The following is a 22,455-nucleotide window of genomic DNA, read 5'->3' as shown; positions in this document are numbered from 1 at the left end:
CGCCCCGCGCGCAGCATGTCGGGGGTGCGCTCAGACGATGAGGCCGGACGTCTGCGCGCGGGCTGCCTCGAAGCGGCGCTGGACGTCGTCCCAGTTGACGACGTGCCACCACTGCTCGACGAAGGTCGCCTTGTCGTTGCGGTACTGCAGGTAGTAGGTGTGCTCCCACATGTCGAGCATGAGCAGCGGCACCATGCAGATCGGGACGTTGCCCTGGTGGTCGAAGTGCTGCACGATGAACGGCCGCTGGGCGACGACGTCCCACGTCAGCACCGACCAGCCCGAGCCCTGCACGCCGAGCGCATTGGCCTGGAAGTGGGCGCGGAACCGGTCGAAGCCGCCGAAGTACTCGTCGATCGCCTGGGCCAGCTCGCCGGTCGGCTTGTCACCGCCGTCGGGCGACATATTGGGCCAGAAGACGGAGTGGTTGACGTGGCCGCCGAGGTGGAAGGCGAGGTTCTTCTCCAGCGTCGAGAGGCTGCCGAAGGCCTCCTTCTCACGCGCCTCGGCGAGCTGCTCGACGGCGGCGTTGATGCCGTTGACGTAGGCGTGGTGGTGCCGCGCGTGGTGCAGCTCCATGATCTCGCCGGAGATGGAGGGCTCGAGGGCGCCGTAGTCGTAGGGCAGGTCGGGGAGGACGTAGTCGACCATGTCGCCGACTTCTCGCTATTGCAAATATTTTGCAAATAGGCGGCGGCGTGGCGCGCGTTCAGGCGAGCAGCTCGGCGACCAGCACCTGAACCCGGTCGCGGATGGCGTCGCGGATCGGCCGGACGGCGGCGAGGTCCTGGCCCGCGGGGTCGTCGAGGACCCAGTCCTCGTAGCGCTTGCCCGGGAAGAACGGGCACGCGTCGCCGCAGCCCATGGTGATGACGACGTCCGCCTCCCGCACCGCACCCTCGGTGAGGACCTGCGGCTGCCGGCTCGCGATGTCGATGCCCTCCTCGGCCATCGCCGCGACGGCGACCGGGTTGACCTGGTCGGCCGGCTGCGACCCGGCGGAGAGGACGTCGACGCGGTCGCCGGCGAGCCGACGCAGGTAGCCGGCGGCCATCTGCGAGCGGCCCGCGTTGTGGACGCAGACGAAGAGGACAGTGGGCTTGCTCATCGGGCCTCCACGGGCGGGTGCAGCAGTACGACGAGCAGCGCGCCGAGCGCGCCGCCGACCAGCTGCATGAGGACGAACGGCAGCACCGATCCGGGCGCGATGCCGGAGAAGCTGTCGGACAGCGTGCGGGCGAGGGTGACCGCCGGGTTGGCGAAGCTGGTGGAGCTGGTGAACCAGTAGGCCGCGGCGATATAGCCGCCGACGGCGTACGCGACCGCGTCGGGACGCGTCGAGCGGAGCGTCCCGAACACGACGAGCACCAGCCCGAGCGTCGCCACCACCTCGCCGACAAGCAGGCCGCTGCCACCGCGGTGGTGCGACGCGATCGAGACCCCGTCGAGGCCGAACATCAGGTTGGCGACGACGGCGCCGAGCATCCCGCCGACCAGCTGGGCGGCGACGAGAAGCGCGGCGGTCCGCGCGGGAACGTCGCCGAGGATCGTCTCGACGACCGTGACGACCGGGTTGAAGGACGCCGACACCGGCTGGAGCGCCAGGATCAGCGCGACGAGGACGGCGCCCGTGGCCAGGCTGTTCTCGAGCAGCTGGAGGCCCGGGTCGCGCGGCGAGAGACGCTGCGCGGCGATGCCGGACCCGACGACCGCGGCGACGAGGAACGCCGTGCCGACGAGCTCGGCGAGCGCCTTGCGCCCGACCTCGGTGCTCACGCCGCGACGCCCCCGAGCAGGCCGACCAGGTCGCCCAGCGCGGCGTCGTTGAGACGGTAGTAGACCCACACGCCCCGCTTCTCCCGGTCGAGCAGACCGGCCTCGTGGAGCTGCTTGAGGTGGTGACTGATCGTCGGCTGGGACAGGTCGAAGGCGTCGTTGAGGTCGCACACGCACGCCTCGCCGTCGGCGTGCGACGCCACCAGCGACAGCAGCCGGAGCCGGACCGGGTCGGCCAGCGCCTTGAGCAGCGGCGCGATCCGGTCGGCCGCCTCGGCCGACAGCGGCTCGCGGGTGACCGGCGAGCAGCACGCGACCGCCTCGACCGGGGTCAGCTCGAGGAGAGACTTCGACATGCGTCGATATTGACAGGTATCGATGGCTCGGTCCAGTCTTGACAGACATCGAAGTTCATCTATCTCCAGGAGCCATCCATGTCCCGCATCCAGCTCGCCCTCGACGTCGACGACCTCGACGCCTCGATCGGCTTCTACTCGCGGCTGTTCGCGACCGAGCCCGCCAAGGTGCGCCCGGGCTACGCCAACTTCGTGGTCGCCGATCCGCCGCTCAAGCTGGTTCTGATCCAGAGTCCGGGCCGTGGCGGCGGACTCAACCACCTCGGCGTCGAGGTCGCCGACACCGCGGCCGTCGAGGCCGAGCAGCAGCGGCTCGCGGCGGCCGGGTTCGCGTCGTACGACGAGCGGGGGACGACGTGCTGCTACGCCGTCCAGGACAAGTTCTGGGTCGAGGACACACCCGACGGCGAGCGGTGGGAGATCTACACGGTGCTGGCCGACGCCCCCGCCGAGCCGGCCACGCCGCAGGCCTGTTGCGCCTGACGGCGGCGCCGGCCCGGCTCGGCCGTCGAGAGCGAGGTCAGGCTCTGCGAAATGCCTCGACCGGCTCGATGCGGGCGGCCCGCGCGGCCGGATAGGCGCCGCCGACGATGCCGACGAGCGTGCCGACGGCCGGTGCGGCCAGCAGCGTGCGCGCGTCGAGCGTGGGCGTCCAGTCCTGGACCACGGAGACGATCACGACCGCGACCTCGCCGACGAGGCCGCCCACCATGCCTCCCAGGACGCCCAGGACGGACGACTCCACGAGCAGCTGACCGACCACGTGCAGGCGCGTGGCACCGAGAGAGCGCCGGAGACCGATCTCCGAGGTGCGTTCGATCACCGCCATGAGGTTGACGTTGATGATGCCGATCGACCCGATCACCATGCAGACCGCGGCGAGCGCGATGAAGAGCAGTCGCAGCTGGTCGGAGACGGCCTCCCTCAACGCGGTCGCGCGAGGCGGGTACCTCGCGACGATGCTCCGGACGTCGTACGGAGCGATCGCCAGCGGCGCCTGCTCGGCCGTGGTCTCGCCCGCGCCGACCCGCGTCACCACCGTCATCGCCTCGGGCGTCTCGTCGCGGAGGCTGGCCCTTGCGTAGGCCAACGGGATCATCACTCCGCTCGCCATCGCCGAGACTCGTCCGCTCCGGATCAGTCCGACGACGGTGAAGGGCTGGTCGTCGAGATAGACGGCGGGCTCGCCTGTGAGCGTGGTGATGCCGAGGGCCCGAGCGGCCCGCTCGCCCAGAAGCACCACGGGTTGCTGCTCGAGAAAGGGGTCGAACAGACGACCTGCGACCAGACGCGGCCCCGCCACGTCGAAGAATCCGTGAGAGACGGCCGTGACTCGAACAGGCGGCGGGGTGACGCCGCTGGCGAGCCGGCGAGGCAACGCCGACGCCTCCAGTCCGAGCTCTTGGTGCACGCCGACCGCCTGGACGCCGTCGATGGCGGCGACCCTCGCGTCGGCGCCGGGATCGAACCGTTTGACGGGGGCTCCGTCAGCGAAGCCGATGCTGACCTCGGTCGAGCTCTGCGCGTTGAACGACGCGCCGATCTGCGCATTGGCCGTGGCGGTCAAGCCGAGCACGGTGACGAAGGAGCCGACGCCGAGCATCGTGCCCACCACGATGAGGGCCGACCGAGAGGGCCGGGTGGCGATGCCCTCGACAGCCTCAGCGAGAAGGCGGGAGATGCGGACTCTCGAGCGATCCACGGACCGGCCCATCACGCGCCGCCAGGGCTGGGCTTCTCACGAATCCGCCCGTCGGACATCTCGAAGTGCCGGTTGCCGATCAGCGCCAGCTCTCGGTCGTGGGTGATGAGGACGATGGTCACGCCGCTCGCGTTCCTGGCCAGGAGCGTCTCGACCACCGCGGCCCCGTTGTGCGTGTCCAGGTTGCCGGTCGGCTCGTCGCACAGCAGCAGCGCCGGCTCGCCTGCGATGGCACGCGCGATGGCGACGCGCTGGCGCTCGCCCCCGGACATCGCACTCGGCAACTGGTCCTGTCGCGCCTCCAGCCCGACAGCGGCGAGAGCCGCGGTGGCCCGGGAACGCGACCGGGCAGAGGAATCGCCCCGGTAGAGCGTGGCCAGGGCGACGTTCTCCAGAGCGGAGCGGTGCGCGAGCAGCTGGAAGGACTGGTGGACGAAACCGACCTTCATCCCCCGCAGACTGGTCCGTTGCGATTGCGAGAGACCGGTCACGTCGTGACCATCGAGCACGAAGCGGCCAGACGACGGGCGGTCGAGCAACCCGAGGATGTTGAGGAGTGTCGACTTCCCGGAGCCCGACCTGCCGACGATCGTGACGAGGTCGCCGCGCCGGATGGAGAACGTCGCGTCCTGCAGCGCTGCGACCGGCGGATTGCCTCGGTAGGTCCTCGTCACGTGCTCGAGGCCCACGACCGGGGGCCCGTCGCCGGCAGTCTCATCGTGACTCATCGGGCTACCCCCAGCACGACGTCGTCGCCTTCGGCGAGGGCGCCGGGTATGGCGGGCGCGACCCGCGCCGCCCCCACGGCCGTCTCCAGCACCTTGATGGCGACGACCGACTCCCGCCCGGCTTTGACGGTGCGCACGAAGAGCGACCCGTCGGTCGTGGAGTTGACCGCTGCGATGGGAACGAGCAGCCCGGACGGGGGCCGCCTCCGGTCCGAGATCCGGACCGCGCTGCCGACGTACGACCCGGGGACGGACTCCTCGAGGCGCACCTTGACGTCGACGACCGCGCTGCCGCCCTCGGGAACCCGGCGCTTCCCCACCTTCGTGACGACACCGGTCCACGGCTGAGCGCGACCCTTGACCGCGACGTCCACGGTCGAGCCCTTCTCGGGCACCGAGGCGGCATCGACCGTCGCGGTCACGATCGGCTGGCCGATGCCGAGCGTGGCCACCGCGCCGTCGACCGTGTCGCCGAGCCGATAAGGCAGCTTCACCACCGTCGCCGGAAGGACGGGAACGAACACCAGCTCGCTCCTCGCGGCGTAGCCGGCCCTCTCGTCGCCGCCCACGCGAGGGAGCTCGTAGCCGTGGTCGGCATACAGTCGCGTCAGCGCGGCGATGGACGACGTCCCGAACTCGCCGCTGGTGTCGGTCGAACCGTAGCCGGCTGCCCGCAGGGCGACCTGGAGCCGGGCGACGTCGTCTCCCTGGTCGCCATCGCGAAGATCGCGCAGCATCGGCACCTGGCCCGGCAGGACGAACACCGGTCGATCCGATATCTCCGTCAGTACGGCACCCGCCCCGAGCGTGCGCCCGACCGGCGCAGGTCGGTCCGTCACGACGGATGCTCGGGAGGGGTCGAGGATCGGCACGACCGCGCGCAGTCGCGGCCACCGGATGCGGCCGGCGAACACTTCCGGACTGCGGAGGGAACCGGACGTCACCGGGGCTGTCAGCAGGGTGGGCTCGGGCGGCCTGGTCGATGCGAGCCGGTCGGCCGGCGAGCGAATGAGGGTCGACAGCCCGAAGGTGCCCAGGCCCACGATGACGACGAGACCCATGGCCACCACCAGCCAGGTCGACCGCTTGCGACGCGCCACGTGTCGGCGCTCCTCTCCCGGATGTTCGGTATCCGATCGGGCGGGCTCAGGCGAGCCCTTCGCGCATCCGCGCGCTGGCTAACGTGTGTCTTGGTCGAGCGCCGACGAGAGGGCATCGGCGCGCTTGCGCTCCGCCGACAGGGCCCCGGAGAAGAGGTCGGGGTTGTTCTTGATCGCCTGCTTCTCATAGTCGGCCAGCGCGGCGTAGTAGAAGTCCGCCCACCGGCTCGACCTCGTGCAGGCGACGTCCTGGACGGCGAGCCTGATCTCCGCGGCCCCGAGTGGACGCAGGTAGACCGACATCTCGGCGTCGTAGACGTGCTTGAACCCACCGAAGCCTGCCTCGCGCATGCAGGTCATCCACGCCGCGAGCCTGGGCACGACGGCGGGATGCCCGAGCGCGAGCTGCGAGGTGTCCCTCTTCACGTCAGCCACGTCGGGCATCGGTGCCGACAACTGCTTATCGACCTCAGCGCGACACGTCGCCTTCCCGGAGTCGAGCGGCCCGTCGAGCTCGCGCTCCGCGCGCTCGAGGCCGGGAGAGGCGTGTCCCCCGAGCCCTAGGTTGTCCGGCGAGCTCAGATAGAAGGCCGGCCCGTTGGCGTAGGGGCCGTCCGGACTGGCGTGATAGCCCCACCGCTTCGCGTGCGCCGCATCGAGAGTGCCGAAGGGGCCACCCCAGACCAGGAACTGGTTGTCCCTCGGGTCGGAAGCGCGCAGGTAGTCGCCGGCGAAGAAGGCATCAGTTGGAACGGGCACCCCACGTGACTCCAGGCAGCCCTCGAGGAGCTGCGCATAGTCGCGCGCCATGTGCTCGAGCTCGGGCGTGGACAGCGTGTACGCGTCGAAGGGCAGCGCCACTGCGGCGTCGACGACGGCGACATTCTTCAGGCGAGGCTCGGTGTATTCGGCGCGCGCCGTCTCGTCCTGGCCCGCGCAGGCCGCGCAGACCAGGACGAGACAGACCGCCACGATCCAGGCAGACCTGGGGCAAGGAGGCATGCGGCTCAGGTGGTGTCGTACTTGCGGGCCGAGCAGCCCTTGAGGTTGCCGTTGTCGTTCGCGCCTGCCAGAAGTAGTGTCGCGACCCGAGTCATCGTTTGCTCCTTGGTGTGGTGGAGATGGGCGGCACATGATTCACGCGACGACAAGGCAGGACAAGGACAACCCGGCAACGTCCTGACACACCCTGGGCCGCCTCGGTGCCGGGGCTCCCGGACCTGAGGCATCCTGGACGACATGGCCCTCCTGGATGCCTCTCTCCCGCTCGCCGCCGCCCCCATGGCCGGCGGCCCGACCAGCCCCGCGCTCACGGCGGCGGTCACGCAGGCGGGGGCGTTCGCGTTCGTGCCGGCGGGCTATCTGAGCGCGGAGGCGTTCGCGGCCGACCTGCGGGCGGCGCACGCGGTGGGACGGCCGTTCGGGGTCAACCTGTTCGTGCCGCAGCCGAGGGCGATCGACGCCGCGGCGTTCGCGGCGTACGCCGAGGCGATCCGCGGCGACGCCGAGGCGCTCGACGTCGTCCTGCCCGCCGAGCCGCGGCACGACGACGACGCCTGGCACGAGAAGGTCGCGCTGCTCGTCGCCGAGCCGGTGCCGGTGGTGTCCCTGACGTTCGGGCTGCCCGAGCGGGGCGACATCGCGGCGCTGCGGAAGGCGGGGTCACGGGTGCTGGCGACGGTGACGACGGCCGACGAGGCACGGGCCGCGGAGGAGGCGGGCGTCGACGGGCTCGTCGTCCAGGGGCCTCGCGCGGGCGGGCACAGCGGGACCTTCGATCCCCACCGCCCCATCACCGACGCCTCCACCGCCGACGCCGTCCGCGCGGTGGCCGCGGCGACCCGCCTGCCGCTCATCGCCGGCGGCGGCGTCGACGGGCCGGACGCCGTCCGCGAGCTGCTGGCGGCCGGCGCGGAGGCCGTCGCCGTCGGCACCCTGCTGCTCCGCGCCAGCGAGGCCGGTACGTCGACCACCCACCGCGAGGCGCTCGCCGACCCGGCGTTCGCCACCACGGTCGTCACCCACTGCTTCACGGGAAGGCCCGCGCGGGCGCTGCGCAATGCGTTCGTCGACCGGCACCACGCGAGCGCGCCGTACGGGTATCCCGAGCTGCACCACCTCACCCGCGACCTGCGCCGCACCGCCGCGCGCGCCGGCGACCCGCACCGGCTGCACCTGTGGGCCGGCACCGGCTTCCGCAGCGCGCAGGCCAGGCCGGCCGCGGAGATCCTGCGGGGCCTGGCGCCGTAGCGGGCTGCTAGACCAGGAGCCCGCGCAGGTAGGCCGCCTGCCCGACGTGCTGCGTGCAGTCGTTGACCACGCTCACCAGCCGCACGCCGAGCGTGACAGGCGGGTCCCAGCGGTCGTCGACGACCCGGTCGAGGTCGTCGCCGCTCAGCCCGGCGAGGTAGGCGAGGGTCCGCTCGTGGGTGGCGCGGTAGTAGTCGAGGAGCAGCCCGGCCGGCGCCTTGACCTGCGCGACCTGGTCGCTGGTGAAGCCGTAGCCGTGCTCGCGCGGGTCGAACGGCAGCGCCAGGCGCTCGGCGTAGCCCTGCGCGGTGTAGACCTGCTCGGTGCCCGCGACGTCGGCGACGTGGTCGTCCTGCACGCGGGTCAGGTGCCAGATCAGCCAGGCGATGGTGTTGGCGTCGGGGCGGGGGCGCTCGACGAGCTGGGCGTCGGTGAGCCCGTCGAGGACCGCCTCGACGGACTCCACGACCCGGCCGATCGAGTCGGTCAGGACCTCTGCGGGAGTCATGGCTCGACGGTACGCCGCCAGGCCCGACGAAGTCGTGTGCCTGAGAACGCGGATATCCGGGTTCTCAGGCACACGACTCCCCAAGGAGTCAGGAGATCAGCTCGTCGAGCCGGTTGTAGACGTCGGCCGACCCCTGCACGACCCGGCTCTCGCGACCCGCGATCGACACCGGGACCGGCCCCTGCACGGTGATCCGCCGGACCTCGCGGACCTGGGTGTCGAAGTCGGCGACCGCGTAGTGCTGGGTCGCGCGGTTGTCCCAGATCGCGACGTCGCCCTCCTGCCACGACCAGCGCACCGTGTTCTCGAGCTTGGTCACCCGCTCCTGCAGCAGGTTGAAGAGCGCCGACGACTCCTTGGAGTTGAAGCCGACGAAGTTCTTCACGAAGTGGCCGAGCAGCAGCGCGCGCTCGCCGGTCTCCGGGTGGATCCGGACCACCGGGTGCTCGGTCTGGTAGACGGTCGAGGCGAACTCCGCGCGGCTGAACTGCGTGTTCGCGTCGCCCTCCTCGGTGTAGTGGTTGGCGTAGTCGTAGTCGTTGGTGTGGACCGCCCACAGGTCGTCGACGAGCGCCTTCAGCTGCGGCGGCAGGGTGGCATACGCCGTCGCGGTGTTCGCCCAGACCGTGCTCCCGCCGTACGCCGGGATGGTGACGCCGCGCAGGATCGAGAAGGCCGGGATCCGGTCGACGAAGGTGACGTCGGTGTGCCACGAGTTGGCCGCCATCCCCTTGGTCGCCTTGAGCGCGAGCACCCGGGCGCTGCCGGTGCTGACCGTCGGGTGGGCGGTGGTGAGCGGTCCGAGCAGCTCGCCGAACGCGATCTGCGCGTCGTCGTCGAGGTGGTCCTGGCCGCGGAAGAAGACGACCTTGTGCTCGAGCAGCGCGGCGCGGACGGCGGCGACGGTCGCGGGCGACAGGTCGCCGGAGAGCCGGACGCCGTCGATACGAGCGCCGATCCGGCTGCCGAGCCGGTGGACGGTGACATCGGGGGCATCGGTGCTGTCGGTGGCGGTCGGGTGGTCGAGGAGAGTCATGGCCCCAACCGTGGAGAGCAGGCCCGGTCCCGACAAGGGTTCCACTCACCGTGAGCCGAACCCGCCCGGATCGCGGGATCGAGTTGCGGGGGCGGTCGGTGCGTGTTCTACAGTTTGTCGAGTTACTTGATCGACTATTGCTGTCACGGCACGACGCCCGCACCGACCGGAAGGAGGACGACGATGGCCCGCTCCCCGATCATCACCGTCTCCCGCGGCCGGTTCAGCTCGACGCCGTCGCAGGTGCTCGAGCAGGTCCGCGCCGCCGGCCGTGCCTCCCGCGACGAGGTCGCCGCAGCCAGCGGGCTCAGCATCGCGACCGTCGGGCGCACCGTCGCCCAGCTCGTCGAGCTCGGCCTGGTCCGCGAGCGCCCCGACCTCGCCCGCCCCGGCGCGACCGGGCGGCCCGGCGTACCGATCGAGATCGACGCCGACCGCTACCTCACCATCGGCTTCCACGTGGGCCGCCGGATCGCGACCGTCGCGCTCGGCGACCTCACCGGACGCGTCCTCACCTCCCAGACCGTACGGCGCCCGCTCGGCGCGGAGCCCGACCTCGAGGAGCTGAGTCGGGTCGCCGCCGCGCTGCTGGGCGCGCACCCCGGCCGGGTCCCCCTGGCAGCCGGCCTGGTCGCGCCCTGGCGCGAGCTCGACCTGGTGCCGACCGACCGGGAGACCGAGGTGCACGAGCTGACCGGCCTGCCGGTGCGCACCGGCGACCACATCTCGGCCGTCGCCGCGTCGGAGTTCCTGCACCGGCGGCACGGCACCGGCGGCCTGACCCTCTATCTCTACGCCCGCGACACCATCGGCTGGGCGGTCGCCGTCGACCGCGGCGTGCAGACCGACGTCACCCGCGCGGCCAGCCTCACCCACTTCCCCACCGCGTCCGACGTCCCGTGCCCGTGCGGCCGGACCGGCTGCCTCGCGGCCACCGTCAGCACACTGCCCGACGCCGCCCGCGCGCGGCTGCTCGGCCAGGTCGCCGGCTCGGTGCGCGACATGCTCTCCCCCGACCGCGTCGTCCTGGTGGGCCAGGCGTTCACCGGCGACCCGGGGCTGCTCGACGAGATCACCGCCGCCTATGCCGCGCACAGCGCGCTGGCGCAGCAGGTGCCCGTCTCCTTCACGCGGTTCGGCGCGGACATCCAGGCGATCAGCGCCTGCACCGTCGCGCTCGGACCGGTCCTCGACGACCCCCTGGCGTGTGTCGAGGCCGGCGGCATGTGTCGCCGTGGCGCCTGAGCATCCCTCTCCCCTTCTCGGACCCCCTCTCCTGTCCCGAAAGGAACACCCGTGTCCACACCTGTCCCCGCACCCGTACGGCGGCGCCCGATCCGGCTCGCCGGCGTCGTCGTCGCGCTCCTCACGCTGCTCCTCGCGACCGCCTGCTCCTCGGCCGTCGACGAGCTGAAGAGCAGCTCGGGCAAGCGCCAGGAGGGCGGCATCCTGCGGGTCGGCGCGCTCCAGGACATCGTCCCCGCGCGGATCTTCACCAACTCCAGCGACGCGATCAACGTCCTCATCGGCAGCGTCTACGACTCGCTCATCGACTACCCGCGCGACAGCCTCGACCCGAAGCCGTCGCTGGCCACGTCGTGGAAGCTCTCCGACGACGGCACGCAGCTGCACCTGCAGCTGCGCGACGACGTGACGTTCCACTCCGGGCGGCCGTTCACCAGCAAGGACGTCGAGTTCAGCATCAAGACCTGGGCCGACCCGACGTGGACCGTGCAGCTGCAGCGGACCGCCGCAGCCGTCACCGGCTTCGACACCACCGACCCGCACGCGATCACGCTGACCTTCGCGCACCCGCTGAGCAACATCTTCGACCTGCTCGACATGCTCCCGATCATCGACAAGGACACGATCGGCCAGCTCCGCGAGGGCAAGGCGTTCGTCGGCACCGGCCCGTTCAAGTTCGCCAGCTGGAGCCCGGGCTCGAAGATCAGCTTCACCCGCAATGACGACTACTGGCGCGGCAAGCCGGCGCTCGACGGCATCGACGTCAGCGTGATCCCCGACCCGCAGGCGCAGGTGGCCCAGCTCCGCGCCCACCAGCTCGACCTGATCCTCGGCGCGTCGTACCGCGACTTCCAGAGCCTCGGCAAGGACAAGCAGTTCCAGGTCAACCAGTGGAACGGCGCCGAGGGCCAGGTCTACGTCGGCACGAATGTCACCAACCCGGCGCTGTCCGACGTCCGGGTGCGCCAGGCGATCGCCTACGCCCTCGACCGCAAGCGGGTCGTCGACGAGGTCCTCCGCGGGGCGGGCGTGCCGATCAGCACGCCGTGGCCGAGCTATTCGCCGGCGTACGACGAGAAGGCCAACGCCACCTACGACTACGACCTCACCAAGGCCAAGAAGCTCGTCGACGAGGCCAAGGCCGACGGCGTGAAGATCCCGAAGCTGCCGCTGACCTACCCGGCCGAGAACCCGATCTACGGCGCCATCGCACAGATCGCGCAGGCCGACCTGGCCAAGGTCGGCATCGAGGTCGAGCTCGACCCGCAGGAGCAGGCGCAGGTCATCCAGCAGCTGATCGGCGCGAAGTTCCCGGCGCTGTGGATCCTCAGCCACGGCTACGCCAACTGGACGCCGTCGACGCTCGCGGTGTCGGCGTACCCGTTCAACGCCGACCACAACGCGTCGCTGTACTCCGACCCGACCTACAAGGCCGCGGCCGAGAAGGTCTGGGAGGCCAAGCCCGGCGCGGTCGACCCGGCCGACTACGCGGCGCTCAACCAGGCGCTGCTCAAGGGCTCGTTCCTGCTGGAGATCGCGATCACCCTGCCCCAGGACGCCAGCAGCACCACCGTCCACGACCTCGGGCAGACCAAGCGCGGCGAGCCGATCCTCTACGACACGTACCTGACGAAGTGATCCGGCCATGACCCGCTACCTGCTCAGCCGGCTGGGCTCCGCCCTGCTGGTGACGGCGCTCGCGTCGGTCGGGATCTTCGCCCTGATCCGGCTGGTGCCCGGCGACCCGGTCTCGGTGCTCGCCGGGCCGGACGCCACGGCCGAGTCCCGCGCGGCGATCCGCGCGGAGCTCGGCCTGGACCGGCCGTTCTGGAGCCAGTACGTGCACTGGATCGGCGATCTCGCCCGGCTCGACCTCGGGCCGTCGTACAAGCTCGGGGGCGACGTGGGCAGTCTCATCTCCGACGGCGCGCTCAACACCGTGGTGCTGACGCTCTTCGCGCTCGTGCTCGCCGCGGCGGGCGCGATCGTCGCCAGCACCGCCGCGGTGGTGTGGGACAAGCGGTGGCTCAACTCGCTGCTGTCCGCGGTCAACACCGCGGCGGTGGCGGTGCCGACCTTCGCGACCGCGCTGGTGCTGGTGCTGGTGTTCGCGGTGCGCTTCCCGGTGCTGCCGGCCGGTGGTACGCCGCCGGCCGGCTTCTTCTCCCAGCCCGACATCGCCCTGCAGTACCTGATCCTCCCGGGCCTCGCGCTCGCGCTCCCCGCGTGGGCGGCACTGACCCGCTTCCTCACCGAGTCGCTGCGCACCGAGCTGCGGCAGCCGTACGTCACGACGGCGCGGGCGCTCGGCATCCCGCGGCGGCGGATCGTGCTCACCCAGGCGCTGCGCAACGCGCTGCCGGCGACGGTGACGGTGCTCGGGCTGCAGCTCGGAAGCCTGCTGGGCGGGGCGATCCTCGTCGAGGCGGTCTTCGCGTGGCCGGGGCTCGGGCGCCTGGTGGAGCAGGGGATCTCGTCGCGCGACTACCCCGTCGTGCAGGTCCTGCTGCTGCTCTCGGTCGTCGTCTTCGTGCTCACGCAGCTCGTCGGCGACCTGATCCACGCGTGGCTCGACCCGCGCGTCCGGCTGAACGGAGTCTCGTGATGACCGCCTCGGTGACCGAACCGCTCACCCCGGTGCCCGTCGGGCCGGTGCCGGGCGATCCCGGCCCGGTGCGGGCGAACCGCCTGCGGCACGCGCTGCTGCACGGTCGGGGCCGGGTCGGCGTCGTCCTGGTCGGACTGGTGCTGCTGCTCGGCGTGCTCGGGCCGCTGCTCGCGCCGTACGGGCCGACGGAGCAGATCCAGGGCGCCAACCTGGTCGGCCCCGGCGCCGGCCACTGGCTGGGCACCGACGAGCTCAACCGCGACATCCTCTCCCGCACCCTCTACGGGATCCGGGTCGACCTGGTCGTCGTCTTCGCCGCCGTCCCGGTGGGCGCGGCGCTCGGCGTCCTGCTCGGCCTGGTCACCAGCTGGTGGCCGGTGACCGACGTGATCGCGCAGCGCGCCTTCGACCTGCTACTCGCGTTTCCCGCTCTGATCCTGGGGATTCTCATCACCGCCTTCCTCGGGCCTGGCGTCTTCACGGTGGCGGTGGTGATCGTCGCGATCGAGCTGCCGGTGTTCGGGCGGCTGGTCCGGACGTCGGTGCGGACCGTGCGCGAGATGCCCTTCGTCGAGGCCTCGCAGGTGGTCGGAGCGACGCCGTGGTGGGTGCTGCGCAAGCACGTGCTGCCCAACTCGCTCGAGCCGCTGACCGTACAGCTCGCCGTGTCGATGTCGGTCGCGGTCTTCGTGGAGGGCGCGATGAGCTTCCTCGGCCTGGGCGTCCGCCCGCCGCACCCGTCGCTCGGCTCCCTGATCAAGGACGGCGTCCGCCTGCTGCACGAGGCGCCCTTCTTCGCCGCGGGCCCGCTGACCATCGTGGTCGCGCTGGTCCTCGGACTCCTGCTCATCTCCCAGTCCCTCGCGGAGGCCCGCCGTGCCTGACTCGCCCCTCTCCCCGCCGGTGCTCACCATCGAGCATCTGGCCATCTCCTTCGCGCAGCCGCGACCGGCCGTCGAGGACGTCTCGGTCACCCTGCGCCAGGGCGAGATCCTCGCGCTGGTGGGCGAATCCGGCTCCGGCAAGTCGATGACCGCCCGCGCGGTCCTCGGCCTGCTGCCGCCGGGCGCGAAGGCCACCGGTTCGATCCGGTACGACGGCCGCGAGCTCCTCGGCCTGTCCGAGGCTGGGCTCAACGAGGTGCGCGGCGCGCGGATCGCGATGGTCTTCCAGGAGCCGCAGACCGCCCTCAACCCGGTGCGGACCATCGGCTGGCAGCTCCGCGAGGCACTGCGCGCGCACGGCCTGAGGTCGCGGAAGGCCGCCACGGAGCGGGCGATCGAGCTGCTGCGGGCTGTGGAGATCCCCGAGCCGGAGCAGCGTCTCGGTTCCTACCCGCACCAGCTGTCGGGCGGTCAGAAGCAGCGCGTCGTCCTGGCCCTCGCGCTCGCCAACGAGCCGGAGGTGCTGCTCGCCGACGAGCCGACGACGGCGCTCGACGTCACCGTGCAGGCCGAGATCCTGCGGCTGCTCGACCGGATCCGCGAGCGGACCGGAACCGCGATCGTGCTGATCACCCACAACATGGGCGTCGTCGCCGAGATCGCCGACCGGGTCGTCGTACTGCAGGCGGGCAACGTGGTCGAGGAGGGCGAGACGCGGGCGCTCTTCGCCCGGCCGCGTGAGCCGTACACCCGGACGCTCCTCGCCTCCGTGCTCCGCCTCCCCGCGCCCGGCTCGGCGGTGCCGATCGCCGCGCCCGCGGACGAGGCCACGCCGGCCGTGGAGTTCCGGAACGTCCACGTCCGCTACGGATCCAGCCGCCGTGGCCGGGCCTTCCCCGCGCTCAACGACGTCTCCCTCCGCGTCGCGCCCGGCGAGGTGGTCGGACTGGTGGGCGAGTCCGGATCCGGCAAGACCACGCTCGGCCGGCTCGCCGCGGGGCTGGTCCCCCTCGCGGGTGGTCAGGTGCTGCTGCACGGCGCCGACGTCCTCGCCGCCCCGCGCTCGGAGCGCCGGGACCTGCGGCGGGGCCTGGCCTTCGTCCACCAGGACCCGGAGGCCTCGCTCGATCCGCGGCTCAGCGTGGGTGCGAGCATCCGCGAGCCGCTGGACATCCACCGCGTCGGCACCCCGGCCGAGCGCGACGCGCGCGTGGCCGAGCTGCTCGAGGCCGTCCAGCTCCCGCCGTCGTACGCCGAGCGCCGCCCGCGCGAGCTCTCCGGTGGGCAGCGGCAGCGGATCGCCCTCGCCCGTGCGCTCGCCCTCGACCCGACGCTGCTCGTCGCCGACGAGCCGACCAGCGCGCTCGACGTGTCGGTGCAGGCGCGGGTGCTCGAGCTGTTCCGCGAGCTGCAGGAGCGGCTCGGGTTCGCCTGCCTGTTCATCAGCCACGACCTCGCGGTGGTGCACAAGGTCGCCGACCGGGTCGCCGTCCTGCGCGCCGGCCAGCTGGTCGAGACCGGGCCGGTCGCGACGGTGTTCGCGCAGCCGGCCGAGGACTACACGCGGCGCCTGCTCGACGCCGTACCGGTGCCGGACCCGACGCGGCGGCGCGGGCGCCGGGTCCGCGAGCTGGCGTCGTGAGTGCCTGCTGCGCGGGATCCGTCGCACAGGGCGACCTGCTGACCATCGCGCCCGCGGCGCCGTACCGACCGCCGGCGGATGAACGCGACATCCGCGGCCAGCAGGTGATCGGCGGCGGGACCTTCGCCATGGGCGACCACTTCGGCGACGGCGACCCGGCCGACGGCGAGGGCCCCGTGCACGAGGTGACGCTGGCGCCGTACCTGGTCGACGAGACCGCCGTGACCAATGCGGCCTTCGCCCGCTTCGTCCGCGCCACCGGCCATGTCACCGAGGCCGAGCAGCTCGGCGTCTCCGCGGTCTTCCACCTCGCGGTCGACGCGGCGCGCGGCGACGTCCTGCACCGGCTCGACGCGACGCCGTGGTGGGTTGCGGTGAAGGGCGCGGACTGGCGGCACCCGGCCGGGCCGCGCTCGTCGATCGGCGAGCTTCCGCACCACCCCGTCGTCCACGTGACGTGGAACGACGCGCAGGCCTACTGCCGCTGGGCCGGCAAGCGCCTGCTCACCGAGGCCGAGTGGGAGTACGCCGCACGCGGCGGCCTGTCGGGCCGGCGCTTCCCCTGGGGCGACGAGCTGAACGACGGCGGTGCCTGGCGGCTCAACGTGTGGCAGGGCGACTTCCCGCACCACAACTCGCTCGACGACGGCCACCTCACCACCGCGCCGGTGAAGTCGTACCGCCCCAACGGCTACGGCCTCTTCCAGACCGTCGGCAACGTCTGGGAGTGGTGCGCCGACTGGTTCGACCCCGCCTTCTACGCGACCTCCCCCGCCGACGACCCGCGCGGACCCGCGCACGGCCACGCGCGCGTGATGCGCGGCGGCTCGTACCTCTGCCACGACTCCTACTGCAACCGCTACCGCGTCGCCGCCCGCACCGGCAACACCCCCGACTCGGCCTCCGCCAATGTCGGCTTCCGGTGCGGCAACTCCCTCCCCGAACGAACGGACCACCGATGACCGACGACCGCCTGCACCTGCCCTTCCACCGCGACCGCGCGTCGTACGACGCCGAGGTCGACATCCGCGACCAGAGCGCGCCCCTCCCTGGTCGCACCCGCCTGGCCGCACCCGACGGTGCCCCGAACGTGCTCGTCGTCCTGCTCGACGACATGGGCTTCGGCGCGCCCTCGGTGTTCGGCGGGCCGTGCCGGACGCCCGTCGCGGAGCAGCTCGCCGACGACGGCCTGCGCTTCAGCCGGTTCCACACGACCGCGCTCTGCTCGCCCACGCGGGCGGCGCTGATGACCGGCCGCAACCACCACGCCGTCGGCGTCGGACGGTCATGGAGATCTCGACCGGAGCACCCGGCTACGACGGCCTGCGCCCCCGCAGCGCCGGCACCCTCGCCCAGATCCTGCGCGCCAACGGCTACAGCACCGGCGCCTTCGGCAAGTGGCACCAGACGCCGCCGTGGGAGCAGACCGCCGCCGGACCGTTCGACCGCTGGCCGACCGGTGAGGGATTCGACCGGTTCTACGGCTTCCTCGGCGGCGAGGCCAGCCAGTTCGAGCCGACCCTCGTCGACGGGACCACCTTCGTCGACCCGCCGCGCAGCGCCGCCGAGGGCTACCACCTCTCCGAGGACCTCGCCGACCGCGCCATCGCCTGGACCGGTGACGTCCGCACCCACGCCCCCGACAAGCCGTGGCTCTGCTACCTCGCGTTCGGCGCGACCCACGCCCCCTTCCAGGTGCCCGAGGCGTGGCGGGACCGCTACCGCGGGGAGTTCGCGCACGGCTGGGACCGCCAGCGTGAGCTCACCCTCGAACGCCAGCGCCAGCTCGGCGTCGTACCGCCGGACGCGGAGCTGGCCCCGTGGACGCCCGGAGTCCCCCACTGGGACGAGGTCTCCGAGCTCGAGCGCGAGACCGGCCAGCAGCTGATGGAGCTGTACGCCGCCTTCGCCGAGCACACCGATGCCCAGGTGGGCCGGGTGATCGACGCGCTGCGCGAGCGGGGCGAGCTCGACAACACGATCGTGCTCTACATCCTCGGCGACAACGGCGCCTCCGCCGAGGGCGGGCCGGCGGGGACGCTCAACGAGGGGCTGCACTTCAACGGCATCGAGGAGTCGCCGCAGCGGATCGCGGACTTCATCGCCTCCCGACCCGGCGAGCTCGGCGGACCGGACACCTATGCCCACTACCCCGCCGGCTGGGCGGTCGCCATGGACACGCCGTACCAGTGGACGAAGCAGGTCGCCTCCCACTACGGCGGCACGCGCAACGGACTCGTCGTGCACTGGCCCGCGGGGATCCGCGCCCGCGGCGAGGTCCGGCACCAGTGGCACCACGTCAACGACGTGCTGCCGACCCTGCTCGAGGTCGCCGGCGTCCCGGTGCCGGAGACGATCGACGGCGTCCCGCAGGCACCGCTCGACGGCGTCTCCTTCGCCTACTCCTTCGACGCTCCGGACGCCGCCGAGCGGCACACCACCCAGTACTTCGAGATGTTCGGCAACCGCGGGATCTATCACGAGGGCTGGACCGCCGTCGCCGCCCACAAGGCCCCCTGGCACCCGGCGTTCGAGGAGACGCCGCGCTTCGAGGACGACCGCTGGGAGCTGTACGACACCACCACCGACTGGACCCAGGCCCGCGATCTCGCCGCCCGCGAGCCCGAGCGCCTGGCCGAGCTGCAGGCGCTCTTCCTCGCCGAGGCCCGCCGCAACCACGTGCTGCCCATGGACGACAAGCTCACCCGCCGCTTCAACGCCGGCGGCACCGGCCGCCCCGCGCCCCCGACCTCGATCGTGCTCGGGCCGACGTCCGGGCGGCTGCGCGACGACGCCGTGCCGGCGGTGCGCAACGCCTCGCACGTCGTACGCGCGGCCTTCACCGGCGGCCCCGCCACCTCGGGCGTGCTCGTCGCCCAGGGCGGCTACTTCGGTGGCTGGTCGCTCTACGTCAAGGACGGGATCCTCACCTGGGCCTACAGCTACGCAGCGATCGAGTGGACCCACGTGCGGTCGTCCGCGGCGCTGACCGAGGGCGACCACGTCGCCGAGCTGGTCTTCGCCTACGACGGCGGCGGGCTCGGCAAGGGCGCCACCGTCACGCTCGTGCTCGACGGGACGCCCGTGGCGACCGGGCGCCTGGAGCGGTCGCTTCCGTTCATGTTCTCGATGGACCAGACCCTGGACGTCGGCATCGACCGCGGCACGCCGGTGACGCCCGACTACGGGACGCGGGACGGGTTCCGGTTCTCGGGGCGGATCGCGCGGGTCGAGATCGTCACGGGTTCGGACGCGCTGACGCCGAGCGTGGAGGAGCAGGTCGGGGCGGTGCTCGTCACGCAGTGACGGAGGGCGGTGAGCGCTTGGTCGCGGCACGCTCGGTGCGGGGTCTTCTTTACTGAGTGCGTGGTGGCGCGTCGCAGTGATGGAGGTGGTGGCTTGCGGCTCGCTGTCGGCCAGCCGTTGCTGCCGGTACACCCCTGTCCAGCGGTGAATGAGTTGATGCGCTTGCTATCGACTCATGTTCGGAGCGGATGGGCGTGGGTGCCGCGGTGGTCGACCTGCCAGGTGAAGCCGTTGGGGCTCGTCCACGTGTAGGTGCCGGGCTTGGTGACTTCGTAGCGCCACTTCGAGTGGGTCTTGGCCCGGTGATGCCGGCGGCAGAGCGGGACCAGATTGCAGGGGCAGGTGGGTCCGCCCTTGCCGTGCGGTCGGACGTGGTCGAGGTCGCAGCGTGAGGCCTTCCTGCCGCAGTGGGGGAATCGGCAGGTGTGGTCGCGGAGCTCGACGCTCACGCGGTGGCGCTCGGGGATCTCGTAGGACGTGACCGGGATGTGCTCGGCGAGGTCGATGACCGGCCGCACCACCACCGTGGTCGCCGAGCCGAGCCATGCGCGGACCTGCTCGGCACTGATCGGGCGGTCGTTCCACCGACCCACGGGGTTGTCCCCCGAGAGCGTGGTGTCGGTGATGTGGACGTTGAGGGTCGCGCGCTTCGCAGGGCTGCCCTCGAGGTCGAGCATCAGGTCCGCCCGTGCCAGTTCGCCCACCGCCTGGGAGCGACGGACGTCGAGCGGCGCCTCGCTGCCGAGCGTGCCGAGGAGGGTGGCGCGACGAGACACTGCTTCGTCAAGGTCGTGGGCGTCAGCGGCATCGAGCAGGCCGCTGACGGACGCCAGGCCGTTGCTGTTCGGTTGGTCGATGTCGACGTACCGGTGGTCGGCGGCGGCCGCGCGCTCGGCCTCGGCACGCTCAGGGTCGAACCGGATGATCGCTTCGGCGATCAGCCGCTCCAGCTGGGCCCAGCCCACGCCAGAGGCGTTGAACAGGTTGCGGTCGACGAACGCCGCGGCCTCCGCGGACAGCGGGTGCGTCTCCTCGGCCATCCGCTGGGCGCGCCACGGCGCCAACCGGCCGGCCATGACGGCAGCCCAGACGTTCGGGAGGCGCCAGGCGCAGCCCAGGACGTGGCCGACGTAGTCGCGGCCGCCGTCGGGCGTACGGTCCAGGACGGCCACGAGCTCCATGAGGGCGAACTCGGACACCAGGGGTGCGCCGTCGCCGGCGACAGGGAGGCCGGTGTCGATGTAGCCGTCGCGGATCGTGGCCGCGCCCTCGACGCCCTCGACCACGTTCTCCAGCGCCCACGCGGCGATCGTCGCCCACTCGCGGATGAGCGACGCCTCGCGGCCCTCGACCTCGGCCCGCAGCGACGCCAGCATCGTGCTGACGCCGGCGTCGGGAGCGGTCGGAAGAGCCATGACTCCATCCCAACACGTTGAGCCAGACCCGCCAAGGGCACTTCCGCAACCCACGTCCAGATGGCCCGATTCTTGCCGGATCCGGCAAGAAGCCGCCTCGATCAGCCGCCCCGCTCGGCCGTTGAGCCCACCGACTCCGACGAGCCCACCACCGGCCCCACCACCGGCCCCACCACCGGCGCGACGAACCGCTCGACCAGACGCCGCTCCTCGGCCTCGTCGCCACCGGGCACCGTCAGCAGCGAGACGATGACCCGGACCAGCCAGCGGGCGCTGTCGCGGTCAGGGGCCATGGTCAGGCCGAGGGCGGCGACGACGTCGGAGCGGTGGGCGAGGTCGGCGGAGCGCGCGGCATCGGCCTCGCTGAACCAGGCGGCCAGGGTGGGGGTGGCGCGGACGTGGCGCAGCCCCGAGAGGACGGCGTCCGTCACGGTCGCCGCGCGGTCGGCGGCGACCAGGGCTCCGACGCGCACCGCCTCGCGCTGCACGTAGGCGAGCAGCAGCGCGGCCCGGTCGGGGAAGTAGCGGTAGAGGGTGGCGCGGGAGCAGCCGGCCGCGGCGGCGATCTCGCCCATCGCGACGGCGCCGACGCCGCGGACGGCGAAGAGCTCGCCGGCCGCGTCGAGGATCCGCCCCTCCGCCGGCGTACGGCGATCGACCCAACCGCTCACGCGAGCACCTCCAGCGGCATCGACAGCGGACGGCGGACGTAGGCGCCGGGCGCCCAGGTGACAGCGTCGGCGTCGACCGCGAAGTCCGGGATCCGGGTGATCAGCTCGGTCAGGGCGATGCCGATCTGCAGCCGCGCGGCGGCCGCGCCGAGGCAGTGGTGGTGGCCCTGGCTGAAGCTGAGGATCTGGCTCGGCCGACGGCGTACGTCGAGCGCGTCGGCGTCGGGGCCGTACGTGCGGGGGTCGCGGTTGCCGGCGCCGTAGAGCAGCAGCACCTTGCGCCCGGCCGGGATCACCCGGTCGTGGAGCGCCACCTCACGGGTCGTCGTCCGCGCCAGGCCCTGGACCGGCGAGGTCAGCCGGAGGAACTCGTCGACCGCATCAGGCACCAGGGCGGGCGAGGCGGCGAGCAGGGCGCGCTGGTCGGGCCGGTCGGCGAGCAGCTGAACGGCGCCGCCGAGCGCGCCGGTCGAGGTGTCGTTGCCACCGGCGACCATGGTGAACACGAACGCGAGGATCTCCAGCAGCTCGACGTCGGCCTGCACCAGCTGCGAGACCGTGTCGTCGCCCGGCTCGCGGCGGCGCCGCTCGACCAGCTCGGAGAAGTAGCCCATCAGCTCCATCGTCGCGCCGGCTGCGCCCACGGCGGCGGCCTCGCCCTCACCGGCGACATTGGCCGCGACGATCGCGCCGCTCCAGTCGTCGAAGCGCGGCTGGTCGGCGGCCGGGACGCCGAGGTAGTGGCCGACCACGAGGCTCGGCAACGGCTTGAACAGCTCGGCGACGATGTCGCCCCCGCCCGCCGCGCGCAGGCCTTCGAGCCGCTCGACCACGAACGCCCGCACCACCGGCTCGAGGTCGCGCACCTGCCGCGGCGTGAACCCGCGCGCGACCAGCTTGCGGAAGGTGGTGTGCACCGGCGGGTCGGTCATCACGAACGGCGGGTTGTCGACGAGGCCGATCCGCTCGAGCTCGTCGTACTCGACGGTGAGCCCGCCCGTGCTCGAGTAGGTCGCCACGTCGACCGCCGCGGCCAGGACGTCGGCGTGGCGCGACAGCACGTAGTAGTCGTCGCCCGGGCGCCGCGACGGGGTCACGTGGTGCACGGGGTCGTGGTCGCGCAGCCAGGCGTACGACGTCCACGGGTCGCGCCACGCGGTGCCGCCGCCGGGGCGGTAGCCGTGAGACAGTTCAGCCGACATGTCCCTAGCGTGAGACATGTCGGCTG

Annotated in this window: 22 protein-coding genes and 1 pseudogene; 10 read left to right on the top strand and 13 right to left on the bottom strand. The window is 72.3% G+C overall.

The window, feature by feature from the left end; translation table 11 throughout:
• Window positions 1–30: 30 nt before the first annotated feature.
• From AB4880_RS10225 to AB4880_RS10210, 4 genes are read right to left on the bottom strand one after another with little or no spacing between them, the layout of a single operon-like run.
• Window positions 31–651, bottom strand: coding sequence for a superoxide dismutase (locus AB4880_RS10225; protein ID WP_367919117.1), 621 nt, complete (start codon window positions 649–651; stop codon window positions 31–33).
• A gap of 58 nt (window positions 652–709) precedes the next feature.
• On the bottom strand, window positions 710–1,108 hold the full coding sequence (locus tag AB4880_RS10220; protein ID WP_367919116.1) for an arsenate reductase ArsC: 399 nt from the start codon (window positions 1,106–1,108) through the stop codon (window positions 710–712).
• Entirely contained in the window at window positions 1,105–1,776 is a 672-nt protein-coding gene (locus tag AB4880_RS10215; protein WP_367919115.1) for an aquaporin, read from the bottom strand. Before AB4880_RS10215 ends, AB4880_RS10220 begins: the two co-directional genes overlap by 4 nt.
• Complete coding sequence (locus AB4880_RS10210; protein ID WP_367919114.1) at window positions 1,773–2,132, bottom strand: metalloregulator ArsR/SmtB family transcription factor; 360 nt, start codon at window positions 2,130–2,132, stop codon at window positions 1,773–1,775. The genes AB4880_RS10215 and AB4880_RS10210 overlap by 4 nt, the downstream gene beginning before the upstream one ends.
• 78 nt (window positions 2,133–2,210) lie before the next feature.
• Between AB4880_RS10210 and AB4880_RS10205 the strand changes: the two genes are divergently transcribed.
• A complete protein-coding gene (locus AB4880_RS10205) occupies window positions 2,211–2,615 on the top strand; it encodes an ArsI/CadI family heavy metal resistance metalloenzyme (RefSeq protein WP_367919113.1) in 405 nt (134 codons plus the stop codon).
• 37 nt (window positions 2,616–2,652) lie between these two features.
• Here the strand turns inward: AB4880_RS10205 and AB4880_RS10200 are convergent, their stop codons facing one another.
• From AB4880_RS10200 to AB4880_RS10185, 4 genes are all read right to left on the bottom strand, one after another.
• Window positions 2,653–3,834: an ABC transporter permease gene (locus AB4880_RS10200; protein WP_367919112.1), complete on the bottom strand. Its 1,182-nt coding sequence runs from the start codon at window positions 3,832–3,834 to the stop codon at window positions 2,653–2,655.
• Between the two features lie 11 nt (window positions 3,835–3,845).
• Window positions 3,846–4,562 (bottom strand): ABC transporter ATP-binding protein, encoded by a 717-nt coding sequence (locus AB4880_RS10195; RefSeq protein ID WP_367919111.1) that lies wholly within the window; start codon window positions 4,560–4,562, stop codon window positions 3,846–3,848.
• Window positions 4,559–5,662 carry a peptidoglycan-binding domain-containing protein gene (locus AB4880_RS10190; protein WP_367919110.1) on the bottom strand — a complete coding sequence of 368 codons (1,104 nt, stop codon included), beginning with the start codon at window positions 5,660–5,662 and terminating at the stop codon, window positions 4,559–4,561. The genes AB4880_RS10195 and AB4880_RS10190 overlap by 4 nt, the downstream gene beginning before the upstream one ends.
• Window positions 5,663–5,740: 78 nt before the next feature.
• Entirely contained in the window at window positions 5,741–6,634 is an 894-nt protein-coding gene (locus tag AB4880_RS10185; RefSeq protein WP_367919109.1) for a hypothetical protein, read from the bottom strand.
• Between the two features lie 267 nt (window positions 6,635–6,901).
• Between AB4880_RS10185 and AB4880_RS10180 the strand changes: the two genes are divergently transcribed.
• Window positions 6,902–7,912, top strand: coding sequence for a nitronate monooxygenase (locus AB4880_RS10180; protein ID WP_367919108.1), 1,011 nt, complete (start codon window positions 6,902–6,904; stop codon window positions 7,910–7,912).
• Window positions 7,913–7,919: 7 nt separating this feature from the next.
• Here the strand turns inward: AB4880_RS10180 and AB4880_RS10175 are convergent, their stop codons facing one another.
• Window positions 7,920–8,420 carry a mycothiol transferase gene (locus tag AB4880_RS10175; protein WP_367919107.1) on the bottom strand — a complete coding sequence of 167 codons (501 nt, stop codon included), beginning with the start codon at window positions 8,418–8,420 and terminating at the stop codon, window positions 7,920–7,922.
• Window positions 8,421–8,508: 88 nt separating this feature from the next.
• Entirely contained in the window at window positions 8,509–9,456 is a 948-nt protein-coding gene (locus AB4880_RS10170) for a TauD/TfdA dioxygenase family protein (RefSeq protein WP_367919106.1), read from the bottom strand.
• Window positions 9,457–9,639: 183 nt separating this feature from the next.
• Here AB4880_RS10170 and AB4880_RS10165 point away from each other — a divergent pair, with 183 nt between their 5' ends.
• The 8 genes and pseudogenes from AB4880_RS10165 (at window position 9,640) to AB4880_RS10130 (ending at window position 19,141) form a co-directional block, all read left to right on the top strand.
• On the top strand, window positions 9,640–10,701 hold the full coding sequence (locus AB4880_RS10165; protein WP_367919105.1) for a helix-turn-helix domain-containing protein: 1,062 nt from the start codon (window positions 9,640–9,642) through the stop codon (window positions 10,699–10,701).
• A 51-nt stretch (window positions 10,702–10,752) separates the two neighbouring features.
• A complete protein-coding gene (locus AB4880_RS10160; RefSeq protein ID WP_367919104.1) occupies window positions 10,753–12,339 on the top strand; it encodes an ABC transporter substrate-binding protein in 1,587 nt (528 codons plus the stop codon).
• Between the two features lie 7 nt (window positions 12,340–12,346).
• On the top strand, window positions 12,347–13,306 hold the full coding sequence (locus AB4880_RS10155; protein WP_367919103.1) for an ABC transporter permease: 960 nt from the start codon (window positions 12,347–12,349) through the stop codon (window positions 13,304–13,306).
• Window positions 13,306–14,193: an ABC transporter permease gene (locus AB4880_RS10150; protein ID WP_367919102.1), complete on the top strand. Its 888-nt coding sequence runs from the start codon at window positions 13,306–13,308 to the stop codon at window positions 14,191–14,193. The genes AB4880_RS10155 and AB4880_RS10150 overlap by 1 nt, the downstream gene beginning before the upstream one ends.
• On the top strand, window positions 14,186–15,835 hold the full coding sequence (locus tag AB4880_RS10145; protein ID WP_367919101.1) for a dipeptide ABC transporter ATP-binding protein: 1,650 nt from the start codon (window positions 14,186–14,188) through the stop codon (window positions 15,833–15,835). The genes AB4880_RS10150 and AB4880_RS10145 overlap by 8 nt, the downstream gene beginning before the upstream one ends.
• A gap of 38 nt (window positions 15,836–15,873) precedes the next feature.
• Entirely contained in the window at window positions 15,874–16,797 is a 924-nt protein-coding gene (locus tag AB4880_RS10140; protein WP_452440135.1) for a formylglycine-generating enzyme family protein, read from the top strand.
• A pseudogene (locus tag AB4880_RS10135) lies at window positions 16,794–17,066 on the top strand (sulfatase-like hydrolase/transferase); the annotation flags it as partial. The gene AB4880_RS10140 and the pseudogene AB4880_RS10135, both read left to right, overlap by 4 nt.
• Before the next feature lie 56 nt (window positions 17,067–17,122).
• Window positions 17,123–19,141 carry an arylsulfatase gene (locus AB4880_RS10130; protein WP_367919099.1) on the top strand — a complete coding sequence of 673 codons (2,019 nt, stop codon included), beginning with the start codon at window positions 17,123–17,125 and terminating at the stop codon, window positions 19,139–19,141.
• A 173-nt stretch (window positions 19,142–19,314) separates the two neighbouring features.
• Here the strand turns inward: AB4880_RS10130 and AB4880_RS10125 are convergent, their stop codons facing one another.
• The 3 genes from AB4880_RS10125 to AB4880_RS10115 form a co-directional block, all read right to left on the bottom strand.
• Window positions 19,315–20,556 (bottom strand): HNH endonuclease signature motif containing protein, encoded by a 1,242-nt coding sequence (locus AB4880_RS10125; protein ID WP_367919098.1) that lies wholly within the window; start codon window positions 20,554–20,556, stop codon window positions 19,315–19,317.
• Between the two features lie 101 nt (window positions 20,557–20,657).
• On the bottom strand, window positions 20,658–21,227 hold the full coding sequence (locus AB4880_RS10120) for a TetR/AcrR family transcriptional regulator (RefSeq protein WP_367919097.1): 570 nt from the start codon (window positions 21,225–21,227) through the stop codon (window positions 20,658–20,660).
• On the bottom strand, window positions 21,224–22,429 hold the full coding sequence (locus tag AB4880_RS10115) for a cytochrome P450 (protein ID WP_367919096.1): 1,206 nt from the start codon (window positions 22,427–22,429) through the stop codon (window positions 21,224–21,226). Before AB4880_RS10115 ends, AB4880_RS10120 begins: the two co-directional genes overlap by 4 nt.
• Window positions 22,430–22,455: the final 26 nt, after the last annotated feature.

It is taken from the genome of Nocardioides ginsengisoli, from assembly GCF_039537225.1.
Taxonomy (GTDB): Bacteria; Actinomycetota; Actinomycetes; order Propionibacteriales; family Nocardioidaceae; genus Nocardioides; species Nocardioides ginsengisoli.
This window is presented reverse-complemented; position numbering and strand designations above follow the sequence as displayed.

Bases quoted from the DNA above. Each gene is read 5' to 3' on its own strand.
- AB4880_RS10155 (WP_367919103.1), top strand. From the start codon at position 12,347: ATGACCCGCTACCTGCTCAGCCGGCTGGGCTCCGCCCTGCTGGTGACG.
- AB4880_RS10170 (WP_367919106.1), bottom strand. From the start codon at position 9,456: ATGACTCTCCTCGACCACCCGACCGCCACCGACAGCACCGATGCCCCC.
- AB4880_RS10115 (WP_367919096.1), bottom strand. From the start codon at position 22,429: ATGTCGGCTGAACTGTCTCACGGCTACCGCCCCGGCGGCGGCACCGCG.
- AB4880_RS10225 (WP_367919117.1), bottom strand. From the start codon at position 651: ATGGTCGACTACGTCCTCCCCGACCTGCCCTACGACTACGGCGCCCTC.
- AB4880_RS10205 (WP_367919113.1), top strand. From the start codon at position 2,211: ATGTCCCGCATCCAGCTCGCCCTCGACGTCGACGACCTCGACGCCTCG.
- AB4880_RS10195 (WP_367919111.1), bottom strand. From the start codon at position 4,562: ATGAGTCACGATGAGACTGCCGGCGACGGGCCCCCGGTCGTGGGCCTC.
- AB4880_RS10210 (WP_367919114.1), bottom strand. From the start codon at position 2,132: ATGTCGAAGTCTCTCCTCGAGCTGACCCCGGTCGAGGCGGTCGCGTGC.
- AB4880_RS10220 (WP_367919116.1), bottom strand. From the start codon at position 1,108: ATGAGCAAGCCCACTGTCCTCTTCGTCTGCGTCCACAACGCGGGCCGC.
- AB4880_RS10130 (WP_367919099.1), top strand. From the start codon at position 17,123: ATGGAGATCTCGACCGGAGCACCCGGCTACGACGGCCTGCGCCCCCGC.
- AB4880_RS10180 (WP_367919108.1), top strand. From the start codon at position 6,902: ATGGCCCTCCTGGATGCCTCTCTCCCGCTCGCCGCCGCCCCCATGGCC.
- AB4880_RS10175 (WP_367919107.1), bottom strand. From the start codon at position 8,420: ATGACTCCCGCAGAGGTCCTGACCGACTCGATCGGCCGGGTCGTGGAG.
- AB4880_RS10165 (WP_367919105.1), top strand. From the start codon at position 9,640: ATGGCCCGCTCCCCGATCATCACCGTCTCCCGCGGCCGGTTCAGCTCG.
- AB4880_RS10150 (WP_367919102.1), top strand. From the start codon at position 13,306: ATGACCGCCTCGGTGACCGAACCGCTCACCCCGGTGCCCGTCGGGCCG.
- AB4880_RS10125 (WP_367919098.1), bottom strand. From the start codon at position 20,556: ATGGCTCTTCCGACCGCTCCCGACGCCGGCGTCAGCACGATGCTGGCG.